Raw genomic sequence first — 10,727 nt, 5'->3', positions numbered from 1 at the left:
AATGCCTAACCGTCGAACAGATATGCGGAACCCAAATAACAAAAACGGTCGGACTCGATGTTGTCGCGGGCCCGATGAAATGTGATGATCATGACGACCCCGGATCGCGACATTTCCTGGATGGACTTGATGAGCCCGGCACGCCGACTCGCACCGGAACGTCCGCCACGACTCCGTCACCTCCGCCATCGGCAACTCCGCACCCGTCCCGGCGCGGCCGTCCTGGTCGCCGCGCTCGCCGGCGCCCTCCTCGCCGCCGCCCCGGCGGCGGCCGACACCGCGCCGCCGCCCGGACAGCCCGCGACCATCACCGCCGACCCGCTGCCCACCTGGCAGACCGACGGCGTCGTCTGGTCGATCGCCGTCGTCGGGAGCACCGTTTACGTCGGCGGGAACTTCGACCACGTCCGCCCGCCCGGGGCCGCGCCCGGCGACGCGCGGGAGCAGACGCGCCACAACCTGGCCGCCTTCGACGTCGCGACCGGCGAGCCGCTGCCGTGGGCGCCGAACGTCGACGGCACCGAGTTCACCAGCACGACCCCGCAGCACGACTGCGACGATCTCGGCGGCAACCGCTGGCGCTGCGACGCGGTCTGGGAGGTCAGGCCCTCGCCGGACGGCTCCCGGCTCTACGTCGGCGGCGACTTCACCAAGGTCGACGGGCTGCGGCGCGGGAAGATCGCCGCGTTCGACCTGCCGGGCGGCGCCCTGAACGGCTTCCAGCACGAGGTCAACAGCCGGGTGCAGGCCCTCACCGCCAGCGCCACGACCGTCTACGCGGGCGGCTTCTTCACCACCGTGGACGGCACGCCCCGCCAGCGCCTCGCCGCCTTCGCCGCCGCCGGGGGCGCGCTGACCGCGTGGGCGCCCACCGCCGACCGCGGCGTGCACGCCATGATCCTCTCTCCGGACGGCAGCCGGGTGATCGTCGGCGGCGACTTCAACCGGCTCAACGGGAACCCGCCGCACGGGCTCGGAGCCGTCCTCACCGCCACCGGGGCGAGCGCGCCGTGGGCCACGGGCGTCGACTACATATCTGACACCCGCCGCTCCTGGGTCACCGACCTGGTCACGGACGGCGAGGCGATCTACGCCTCCGCGAACGGCGAGAGCACCTTCGACGGGCGGCTCGCCCTCAACCCCGACGACGGCACCACCCGCTGGATCGACAACTGCCAGGGCGCGACGCAGGCGATCACCATCCTGGACGGCCTGCTCTACAGCGGCTCGCACGCCCACAACTGCGCCACCCAGCCGAACGGGTTCCCCGAACTCACGCCCGGCCTGCCCTACCAGCGGCTCCTCGCCGAACCGACCCACCCGGCGGCGGAGTACGACACGCCGCCGATCCTCTACTGGTTCCCCAACACCAACGGCGGCCCGACCACCGAGAGCCAGGGCCCGCGCGCGCTGGGCAACGACGGCCGCTACCTGTGGGTCGGCGGCGACTTCACCACCGTCAACGGCTCATCCCAGCAGGGGCTCACCCGCTTCGGCTCCCTCGCCGTCACCCGCGACGCCGACCCGGCCGAGCTCATCCGCAAACCCGTCGCCGCGAAGCCCGACGGGACGACCGGCCAGCTCGCCGTCACCTGGACGGAGACCTGGGACCGCGACAACCAGAAGCTCGTCTACGAACTGATCCGCGACGACAACACTGTCATCGACACCTTGCAATCCACGTCCGTCTTCTGGGATTTGAAGACCCACACCTTCACCGACACCGGCCTGGCCTCCGGCAGCACGCACACCTATTCCGTGCGCGCGATCGACCCGTTCAACAACCGCGTCCGGTCGTCAAGGAGCGTCCCCGTTCAGGCGGGCTGACTCTCACTCGGGGCGGGCGAGGGGCCGCGAACCAGGATCACGGCCAGCAGCAAGGCCAGCAGTACCGCGATGACGACCAGGGCCCCCACCACTCCCACGGCGGGGGCCGCGAAGGTCGTGAGGAGGGCGAGGACGGCCGTCCCGACGATCAGTTCGGGACGGACGGCCCGCCGTCCCAGTGGCGCGTGCAAGACCGCGAGCATGACGAGCACCACGGCGAGCGGTACCGCGACCGCCGCGACCACGGTCCGGTCGCCCGCCGGGATGTGCGGGCCCGCCGACACGACCGCGACCTCCAGTCCCGCGCCGAGCGCGGCCAGTGCGGCGAAGACGGCGTAATGGCCGTAGCCCCAGACGAACGACCACTCGCGGTGCTCGGCGAGCAGTTCGCCCGCGGGCTCGGAGAAGTAAATCCACCAGAGCGTGAACAGGATGGCGAGGCCCGCCAGGGCGATCGTGACGAGCTCGCCGCTGAGGCCGTGCTCGACCGCGTCCTGGACGGCGTTCGTCGCGGCCAGCACGCTCTCCCCCAGCAGGATGATCGTGAACAGGCCGTACCGTTCGGCGATGTGGTGCGGGTGCCACGTCGTCATGCCGGGACGCTCCGCGATCAGCGGGACGGAGACGTCCATCAGCACCAGCACGAAGAACAGCCACGTCGGTCCGTCGCCAGGCAGGGCCAGCCGGGACACCCAGAAGACCTGGACGATCGAGACCCCGACCGCGTAGCGGAGCGCGGTGCGGCGGCCGTCCGGATGCTCGATCGCGGCGCGCACCCACATGCCGACCAGGCCGACGCGCATCACGAGGTAGCCGAACGTCACCGTGGCGAAGTCGCCGCCGAACGCGTCCGGCACCCCGGCCGCCAGGAGCAGCACGCCCGCCATCTGCACGAACGTCATGACCCTGTAGAGGACGTCGTCGGTCTCGTAGGCGGACGCGAACCACGTGAAGTTCATCCACGCCCACCAGATCGCGAAGAACACCATGAGGAACGGCTGCACCCCGTCGCCGGCGTGCCCCTCCTCGACGGCGTGCGCGAGGCGCCCGGCCACCTGCGAGACGGCGGCGACGAACGTCAGGTCGAAGAGCAGTTCCAGCGGGCTGGAGACGCGGTGGGGCTCGCCCAGGTCGCGCGCGACCATCCGGCTGCGGAACGGCTGCATGCGTTCACCCTACGGACGCGGCACGCGTTCAGAGGAAGGCGGGGCCGCGTCGCAGGACCGCGTCGTCCAGCATGTGCTGGACGTTCTCCCGCACGTGGTCGGTGATGTCGAAGAGCGTCATCGGGTCGTCGGCGGTGTCGGCGTCGTACTCGTCCAGCGTCATCGGCTCGCCGAACCTGATCAGCCACTTGGACGGCAGCGGGATCAGCCCGGCCGGTCCGAGCAGCGGGAACGTCGGCGTGATCGGGAAGTACGGCAGCCCGAGCAGCCGGGCCAGCGGCCGCAGGTCGGCGATCTTGGGGTAGATCTCCTCCGCGCCGACGATCGCGCACGGCACGATCGGGACCCCGGCGCGCAGCGCGGTGCCGACGAACCCGCCGCGCCCGAACCGCTGGAGCCTGTACCGCTCGGAGAACGGCTTGCCGACGCCCTTGAAGCCCTCCGGGAACACGCCGACCAGTTCGCCCTTGGCGAGCAGCCGCGCGGCGTCGGCCTGGCACGCGAGCGTGTGCCCCGCCTTGCGGGACAGGTGCCCGAGCAGCGGGATCTGGTAGACGAGGTCGGCGCCGAGCAGCCGGACCCGCCGGTCGGCGTGGTCGTGCAGCGCGACCGACAGCATCAGCGCGTCGATCGGGATGGTGCCGGAATGGTTCGCGACGAGGAGGGCGCCGCCGTCCGGGACGTTCTCCACCCCTTCGAGGTCGACGCGGAACCAGTGCTCGTAGAAGGCGCGGGCGAGCGGCAGCAGGACGGTCGAGTTGAACTCGGGGTCGAAGCCGAACTCGTCCACCTCGTACTCGCCGGACAGCCTGCGCCGCAGGAAGGCCAGCCCGGACGCGATGCCACGTTCCAACGACCCTCGCTCGGGCGCTCCGCCGGACGTGTCGTCCTTCGCCTCATCGCCGTCGCGGACGGAGGCCAGCCGGATGACCCGCGCGCCCGCCTCCCCGTCGTCCGGATCGTGCGGGTCGTGCGGGTCGTGCTCGTGGCGGGCGTCGTTCATCGTCGTCGCCTTCCGTCAGCCGCGTCCGAGCAGCGTGGTCAGCGGGCCGTGGCCGAACCCGTGGGCCGCGGCGAAGTCGGCGAACGCGGCCTCGGAGCTGTACTTCGGACGCCACGCCAGCTCGTCCTCCAGCGCCGCGGTGTCGATGACGCGGCCGTACGTCAGCCAGCGCAGCAGCTCCGGCGAGAAGCCGGTCAGGCCCGCGAAGCGCCGCCCCATGTCGCCGAGCACCGACAGGGAAGGGGACGGGACCGGCAGGTACGGCCGCCCGGCGCGGCGCAGCGCCTGCGACAGCAGCAGGACGCCGTCGCCCGCGACGTTGTAGCAGCCGGGGTGGTCCTCGACGGTCATCCGGCGCAGCACCTCGACGCCGTCGTCCTCGTGGACGAACTGGAGCCGCGGGTCGAAGCCGAGCACGGTCGGCACGACCGGCAGGCGCAGGTAGCGGGTCAGCGGCGAGTCGACGCCGGGGCCGAGGAAGTTCGCGAAGCGCAGCACGGACACCGTGAGGTCGGAGCGGCGCCGCGTCAGCCCGCGGACGTAGCCCTCCACCTCGACCGCGTCCTTCGCGTACCCGGACTTCGGCGGCTCGACGGGCTCGTCCCACTCGCCGAAGACGGCGGGGTCCATCGGGGACGACCCGTACACGGCGGCCGAGGACCGCACGACCAGCTTGCGCGTGTCGGGCGAGCGCTGGCACGCGGCGAGGAGCTGCATCGTCCCGATGACGTTGAGCTCCTTCGCCTTCGCCCGCGACGCGGACGCGGACGTGACGAGGTTGAGGTGCACCACCGTGTCCACCCCGGCGGACTCGATGATCTTCGCGATGCCGGGGGTGCGGATGTCGACGCGGACGAACTCGGTGCGGCCGAGCGGCACGTCCGGCGCGACGGTGTCGACGCCGATGACGCGCTCGATCCCCGGGTCTGCCTGAAGGGTGTTCGCGACCCGCGCCCCCAGGAAACGGGAGACGCCCGTGACGAGGACGACACGGGCCGCGGCGGCGGGCATGGAGGTCACCGTGCGCCCCACCCCCTCAAGCGAATGGCCGGCGTGGCTACTTCTTGTTTCGGCGCTGGATGCGCGTCTTCTTCAGAAGCTTGCGGTGCTTCTTCTTGGCCATCCTCTTGCGACGCTTCTTGATGACAGAGCCCACGGGACCTCGCTCGGCGTTTCGGGTGGTGTTCAGGAGGCGGGCGTGCCGCAGGCGAGCTTCACTCGATACGCGCACACGGTCCGCCGCCCAAGGGTACCGCTGTACCGGAGAAGTGCACGCCTCGGCCCCGGTGGCACGCCTGCCGCGGGACGGGCGGGCGTGTACGGGCGCCGGCACCGCAAGTCGCGCGGTGCCGGGCACCGTTCCGCGCGGGCCGAGGCCCCCCGCCCCTTTCGGGGGGCGCGCCTCGCCCGCCCGGTGTCCGGACCGTCGTCGCGGTCCTCGTCCCTGTTCCCCAGCTTCGGGGCGATCACGGGGATCGTCCCGACGCCCCCTGCGCGGCCGGGTATGGAGTTCGCGGCGGGGCCTGTCTAACGCCCCGCCCCTACCCGTTATCCGGCTTCGATGTACGCGTCGCGCAGGTAGTCGTGTACGGCCTGCTCGGGAACCCGGAACGAACGTCCCACGCGGATCGCGGGAAGCTCGCCCGAGTGGACGAGACGGTAGACGGTCATCTTGGACACCCGCATCACCGCCGCCACTTCGGCGACGGTCAGGAACCTGACCTCGCTCAGAGGTCGCTCGCCTGAGGTCATCGGACGCCCTCTTCCACACGTGCCGCGCACCGGCCTTTCGGGTGACTTTGATCACGCACGTGTACTTCTCCAGCGTAAATCGCGTATCGGCTGTCGCAAGAGGGGAGTTCCGCACATTTCCGTATCCGACCTGACCCCGAGGACACAGTCCTAATGCCATACGGAGAGTGGACCTGACGGCACAATCGGTGGCCCGGCGAACGGTTGTCAACCGATACCCCGCCCTGACCTGCGGTTCCGGTGTCACCGGCAGCCTCGCGCGATCCCATCCGTCCCGCAACCCGCGTACTGTCACACGGAGTGACAGGAACGGGCTGCCGAGCCGCCCCGCCGCACCCGCCGCCGCGCCGCTCAGCCGCCCGGGCGCAGGCCCGCGCGAGCGAGGATGTACGCGGTCAGCGGCGCGTAGTGGTGCGGCGCCACGCCGTCGTCGAGCGGGACGGCGACGTCGATCTTGCCTTCGGCGGCCCCCGCGAACAGCGCCGGGTCGTTACAGTCAGCGAACCCCACGGTGTCGATGCCCGCCTGACCGGCCGCTCCGGCCCAGCCGTGATCGGCGATGGCCAGATCCGGCCAAATATCAGGTTTAGCTTCCGGAGATCCCGTCGAGGCGCTATCGGTCAGCGCGCGGAGCATGGCCTCCATCGGCTGCGAGTCGTGCGTGTGGTGCGTCCGGCCGTGCGTGTCCTCCAGCATGGCGACGCCCGGCTCGGCGTAGACGATGCGGCGCAGGTCGGCGCCGCCGTAGCCGGTCTCGATCTCGTAGGTCCAGCCGGCGGCCGGGGTCAGCAGGCGGCACCCGGCGGCGGCGAGGGCCCGCGCGACGTCCTGGTACAGCGGCCCCATCGTCGACGGGTGGCCGGTCGCGAGGACCACGCTCTCCCGGCGGCGGGCGGCGAGGCCGATGCGGTCGCCCATCGCCTCCAGCGTGTCGATCGTGATGTCGGGGTCGATGGTGTCGTCGCCGTAGAGGTGCGCGGGGTCGGGGTCGACGCCGCAGCGCTCGACCATCATCTCCAGGACGGTCCGCTCCGTCCACGACGGCTTCAGTTCGAGCCCGAACTGGTAGTACGGGTGGCCGTCGGCCATCCGCCGGTAGTGCAGCAGGTTGTTCTGGCGCGGCGTCGCCACGTCGCCGGCGATCATGGTGCGGACGAGGTGGGCGCGCAGCTCGTCCCGGGTGGGGGCATCGGTCACAGGGGGCTCATTCGTCCGTCAGGGGGTCGAGGCCGTGCTCGGGGAACACGGCGCGGCGGGTCGCGAGGATCGCCTGGTCGACGGGGCTCGCCGGGTCGTAGCCGTCGCCCCATCCGGTGAAGGCGACCGCCTCGCTGCCGTCCGTCATGCGGCGCGGGGCGACCTCCCCGGTGCGCCGCTGGACGAACTCGCGCCAGCCGTCCGGGGTCTGCGTCGCGGGCGGAACGGGCCCGCCCGCCGCCTCGGCGAGCAGGTGCGTCCACGCCCTGGGGACGACCTGGACCAGCTCGTATCCGCCGCCGCCCGTGACGACCCAGCGGCCGTTCGCGGTCTCGTGCGCGAGCGCGTGCAGGAGGCCGTAGGCGGTGCGCTGGCCGTCGACGCTGAGGGTGAGGTGGGCGAGCGGGTCGAGGGCGTGCCCGTCCGCGCCGTGCTGGCTGAGCAGGACGTCCGGCCGGAAGCGGCGCAGCAGCGGCGGGACGATCGCGTCGAACGCCCGCAGCCACGGCCGGTCGCCGGTGCCGGGCGGGAGCGAGATGTTGACCGACGTGCCTTCCGCGCCCGTCTCGTTCGGGAAGCCGGTGCCGGGGAACAGGGTCCGGGGCGACTCGTGGAGGCTGATCGTCAGGACGCGCGGGTCGTCGTAGAACGCGGCCTGCACGCCGTCACCGTGGTGGACGTCGATGTCCACATAGGCGACCCGTTCGGCGCCGTTCTCCAGCAGCCAGGCGATCGCGATGGCCGGGTCGTTGTAGACGCAGAACCCGCTGGCGCCGCCGCTGAGCGCGTGGTGCAGGCCGCCGGAGACGTTGGCGGCGTGCTCGGCGCGGCCCGTCCAGACCGCCTCGGCGGCGGCCGCCGACGCGCCCGCGACCAGGGCGGACGCCTCGTGCATGCCGGGGAACACGGGATTGTCGGGGGTGCCGAGCCCGTGCCTCGGGTCGGGCTGCCCGGTCGCGCCCGCGTGCTTGACGGCCGCGATGTAGGGCTCCTCGTGGACGAGCCGCAGCAGCTTGTCGTCCGCCGCCTCGAACCCCGAGACCCGCACGTTCGGACGGTCGAGCACGCCCAGCTCCCGGGCCAGCGCCATCGTCAGCTCGACGCGCACCGGGTTCATCGGATGCCCGGCGCCGAAGTCGTAGGCGATGAGCCGGTCGTCCCAGAAGACCTCCAGCCCGCAGCTCTCCGGACGGGACTCCGGGTCGGACGCGTGACTCATGCCCTCACGGTATCGCGGACGTCCTGTGACCCGGCCCACCTGGATCTTGGCGACGGCGCGCGAGCGCTGCGGTCCCGTGATGTGGAACACGTTCTGAATTTGGGCATAACTCTGGGACGACGTTAACGACATATGAGGTTGCCGATGGAGCCGTCCGCATCGAGCGAGCCGTCCGCGTTGAGCGAGCCCGGCCTGGTGATCGAACCGAGTCGGGTGGTCGAGCCGAGCGTTCGCAGCCGCGCGATTGGAGGTGTGCTCCGGCTGGGCATCCGGCCGTTCGTCCACCGGCTGCCGGGCGGCGCGGGCGGCGTGCGCGCCGCGCGTTCGACGGTTGCCGCCGCGTCGCTGCTGGTCAGGCATTCAGCGCGGGTGCGCGTGCTGCCGTTGAACGACCCGCAGCTGGAAAGCGGCGGGCGTCCGGTGACCGGGGAATGGGTCGTCGCCCGCGACGCCGCCCCGGCCCAGGGGGCGGTCCTGTACCTGCACGGCGGCGGTTACGTGGCCTTCTCGCCGCGCACGCACCGCCCGATCACGGCGCGGCTCGCGCTGGACACGGGGCTGCCGGTGCTCGTCCCGCGCTACCGGCTGGCGCCCGAGCACCCGTTCCCCGCGCCGCTGGACGACGCCGTCGCCGCCTACCGGTGGCTGCTCGCGCGGGGCGTCCCGGCGTCCGGGATCGTGCTCGCGGGCGACTCGGCGGGCGGGCACCTCGCCGCCGCGCTGACCGGCGAGATCGTCCGGCTCGGGCTCGCCGCCCCGGCCGGGCTCGTGCTGTTCTCGCCGTGGGTCGACCTGACCTGCGAGCTGTCCCTGCGGGCGCAGCGGCTCGCCCGCGACCCCTACATCAGCGCCGCCACGGCGCACCGCGTCGCCCGACTGGTGGTCGGCCCGGCCGGGTTCGAGGACCCGCGCATCGCCCTGCTGACCTGCGCCTGGACGGACGTGCCGCCCGTCCTCATCCAGGTCGGCGGCGACGAGGTCCTGCGCCCGGAGGCGGAGGCGTTCGCGGGCGCCCTCCGCCGCGCCGGAACCGACTGCGACCTCCAGGTCTGGAACGGGCAGATGCACGTCTTCCAGATCCTGAACCGCGTCCTGCCGGAGGCGTCCGCGGCGATGCGGGCGGCGGCGGGGTTCGTCCGGACGGTCACCGCGGCCTCCGTCCGGACGGAGGCCGCCTGACGGTCAGAACCGGCCCGCGGGCTCGCGTTCGGCGACGTCCGCGCGCTCCCGCCTCGACCGTCCGGCCAGGGCGAACCCGCCGAGCGCGGCCAGCGCCGCGACGCCCTCGCCGACGAGGCTGATCGTCTTCTCGGTGTACCAGACGGGCTCGTGCATGTCGGGCAGCGGACCGAGCGCGCCGACGTCCACGAAGTAGTAGAGCAGCAGCGCGCCGACCGCGCTGCCCGCCACGAGGAAGGCCAGCGCGTACGACCAGCGCGTCGCGTAGGTGAGGATCACGACCGCGACGACGCCCGCGACCGCGGCCTGGATCCGGAACAGCAGGGCGCCGTCGATGGACCCGCCCTGGACGAAGGCCATCTCGTGGGCGAACCTCCAGTGCACGATCGCGTCCGCCGCCAGACCGGCGGCGACGAGCAGGCGGAGAATGAGTCCCATACCCCCTACACGCACGGAACGCCGGCCCGGCTCAAAAGTTGAAAGATGAACTTCGCCGGACGCGCGGACGGACGGGCAGGCGGGCAGGCGGGCGGGTCAGCCGCCCGCGAGTTCCCGGCCCCGGTTGCGGGCCGCCTCGATCGCCTCCAGCACGGCGGCGCGCACCCCGTGCCGCTCCAGCTCGCGGATCGCGGAGATCGTCGTCCCGCCGGGGGACGTGACGGCCTCGCGCAGCAGCACCGGGTGCTCGCCGGAGTCGCGGAGCATGACGGCCGCGCCGACCGCCGACTGGACCACCATCTCCAGCGCGGCGGCGCGCGGCATGCCGAGCAGGATGCCCGCGTCCACCATGGCCTCGACCAGGTAGTAGAAGTAGGCGGGGCCGCTGCCGGACAGGGCGGTCGCGCCGTCCTGCAGCGACTCGGGGATGCGCAGCACCTTCCCCACCGGGGACAGCAGCTCCTCGGCCAGCTTCAGGTGCTCCTCCCCCGCGTGCGAGCCGGGCGAGATCACGCTCATCGCCTCGTCCACGTGGACGGGCGTGTTCGACATGACGCGGACGACGGGCACGCCGTCCGGCAGCCGCGCCTCGATGAACCCGGTCGTGATGCCCGCCGCCATCGAGATCACCAGCCGGCCGGGCGGGACGTGCGGGCCGACCTCGTCCAGCAGGGCGCCCATGTCCTGCGGCTTCACCGCGAGGACCAGCGTGTCGGCGGTCGCCGCGGCCTCCGCGTTCGGCAGGATCTCGACGCCGTAGCGCTCGCGCAGCAGGGCGCCCCGCTCCTCGCGGCGCGCCGTCGCCACCAGCTCGGACGGACGCAGCCCGGCCCGGAGCACCCCGGACAGCAGCGCCTCGCCCATCTTCCCGGCACCCAGAATCGCGATCATCGACATACCTTGACGTGGGAGTTCCTCGGTCGGTCCAGCCTATAGCGGGGCCCGC

The 10,727-nt window shown here is 72.4% G+C and carries 11 protein-coding genes; 2 read left to right on the top strand and 9 right to left on the bottom strand.

Going from position 1 to position 10,727, the window contains the following annotated elements:
- Positions 1–129 precede the first annotated feature (129 nt).
- Complete coding sequence (locus FXF68_RS12220) at positions 130–1,827, top strand: hypothetical protein (protein ID WP_187437869.1); 1,698 nt, start codon at positions 130–132, stop codon at positions 1,825–1,827.
- Here the strand turns inward: FXF68_RS12220 and FXF68_RS12215 are convergent.
- The 7 genes from FXF68_RS12215 to FXF68_RS12185 form a co-directional block, all read right to left on the bottom strand.
- The gene (locus FXF68_RS12215; protein WP_222869896.1) at positions 1,815–2,993 is read right to left on the bottom strand and encodes a low temperature requirement protein A; all 1,179 of its coding nucleotides are present in this window, start codon (positions 2,991–2,993) and stop codon (positions 1,815–1,817) included. The genes FXF68_RS12220 and FXF68_RS12215 overlap by 13 nt on opposite strands.
- A 28-nt stretch (positions 2,994–3,021) precedes the next feature.
- Complete coding sequence (locus FXF68_RS12210) at positions 3,022–3,996, bottom strand: lysophospholipid acyltransferase family protein (protein WP_148759007.1); 975 nt, start codon at positions 3,994–3,996, stop codon at positions 3,022–3,024.
- 15 nt (positions 3,997–4,011) lie between these two features.
- Positions 4,012–5,007 (bottom strand): NAD-dependent epimerase/dehydratase family protein, encoded by a 996-nt coding sequence (locus FXF68_RS12205; protein WP_148759006.1) that lies wholly within the window; start codon positions 5,005–5,007, stop codon positions 4,012–4,014.
- Positions 5,008–5,053: 46 nt separating this feature from the next.
- Positions 5,054–5,152 (bottom strand): 30S ribosomal protein bS22, encoded by a 99-nt coding sequence (locus tag FXF68_RS12200; RefSeq protein WP_018654693.1) that lies wholly within the window; start codon positions 5,150–5,152, stop codon positions 5,054–5,056.
- Between the two features lie 392 nt (positions 5,153–5,544).
- The gene (locus FXF68_RS12195; RefSeq protein ID WP_021591693.1) at positions 5,545–5,748 is read right to left on the bottom strand and encodes a helix-turn-helix domain-containing protein; all 204 of its coding nucleotides are present in this window, start codon (positions 5,746–5,748) and stop codon (positions 5,545–5,547) included.
- A 351-nt stretch (positions 5,749–6,099) separates the two neighbouring features.
- Positions 6,100–6,945 (bottom strand): phosphatase, encoded by an 846-nt coding sequence (locus FXF68_RS12190; protein WP_281292204.1) that lies wholly within the window; start codon positions 6,943–6,945, stop codon positions 6,100–6,102.
- Between the two features lie 7 nt (positions 6,946–6,952).
- Positions 6,953–8,164: an acetoin utilization protein AcuC gene (locus FXF68_RS12185; RefSeq protein ID WP_148759005.1), complete on the bottom strand. Its 1,212-nt coding sequence runs from the start codon at positions 8,162–8,164 to the stop codon at positions 6,953–6,955.
- A 144-nt stretch (positions 8,165–8,308) separates the two neighbouring features.
- On the opposite strand from FXF68_RS12185, the gene FXF68_RS12180 reads away from it, so the two are divergent.
- Entirely contained in the window at positions 8,309–9,343 is a 1,035-nt protein-coding gene (locus tag FXF68_RS12180) for an alpha/beta hydrolase (protein WP_246178645.1), read from the top strand.
- A gap of 3 nt (positions 9,344–9,346) precedes the next feature.
- Here the strand turns inward: FXF68_RS12180 and FXF68_RS12175 are convergent, their stop codons facing one another.
- Positions 9,347–9,781, bottom strand: a complete 435-nt coding sequence (locus tag FXF68_RS12175; protein ID WP_148759003.1) for a hypothetical protein — start codon at positions 9,779–9,781, stop codon at positions 9,347–9,349.
- 96 nt (positions 9,782–9,877) lie between these two features.
- Positions 9,878–10,672 carry a pyrroline-5-carboxylate reductase gene (proC, locus tag FXF68_RS12170; protein WP_148759002.1) on the bottom strand — a complete coding sequence of 265 codons (795 nt, stop codon included), beginning with the start codon at positions 10,670–10,672 and terminating at the stop codon, positions 9,878–9,880.
- Positions 10,673–10,727: the final 55 nt, after the last annotated feature.

The sequence above is a fragment of the Actinomadura decatromicini genome (assembly GCF_008121305.1).
GTDB lineage: Bacteria > Actinomycetota > Actinomycetes > Streptosporangiales > Streptosporangiaceae > Spirillospora > Spirillospora syzygii.
The sequence above is the reverse complement of the archived record's forward strand: the minus strand, read 5'-3'. Positions and strand labels throughout refer to the sequence as shown.

Bases quoted from the DNA above. Each gene is read 5' to 3' on its own strand.
- FXF68_RS12220 (WP_187437869.1), top strand. From the start codon at position 130: ATGAGCCCGGCACGCCGACTCGCACCGGAACGTCCGCCACGACTCCGT.
- FXF68_RS12215 (WP_222869896.1), bottom strand. From the start codon at position 2,993: ATGCAGCCGTTCCGCAGCCGGATGGTCGCGCGCGACCTGGGCGAGCCC.
- FXF68_RS12210 (WP_148759007.1), bottom strand. From the start codon at position 3,996: ATGAACGACGCCCGCCACGAGCACGACCCGCACGACCCGCACGATCCG.
- FXF68_RS12205 (WP_148759006.1), bottom strand. From the start codon at position 5,007: ATGCCCGCCGCCGCGGCCCGTGTCGTCCTCGTCACGGGCGTCTCCCGT.
- FXF68_RS12195 (WP_021591693.1), bottom strand. From the start codon at position 5,748: ATGACCTCAGGCGAGCGACCTCTGAGCGAGGTCAGGTTCCTGACCGTC.
- FXF68_RS12185 (WP_148759005.1), bottom strand. From the start codon at position 8,164: ATGAGTCACGCGTCCGACCCGGAGTCCCGTCCGGAGAGCTGCGGGCTG.
- FXF68_RS12180 (WP_246178645.1), top strand. From the start codon at position 8,309: ATGGAGCCGTCCGCATCGAGCGAGCCGTCCGCGTTGAGCGAGCCCGGC.
- FXF68_RS12175 (WP_148759003.1), bottom strand. From the start codon at position 9,781: ATGGGACTCATTCTCCGCCTGCTCGTCGCCGCCGGTCTGGCGGCGGAC.
- proC (WP_148759002.1), bottom strand. From the start codon at position 10,672: ATGATCGCGATTCTGGGTGCCGGGAAGATGGGCGAGGCGCTGCTGTCC.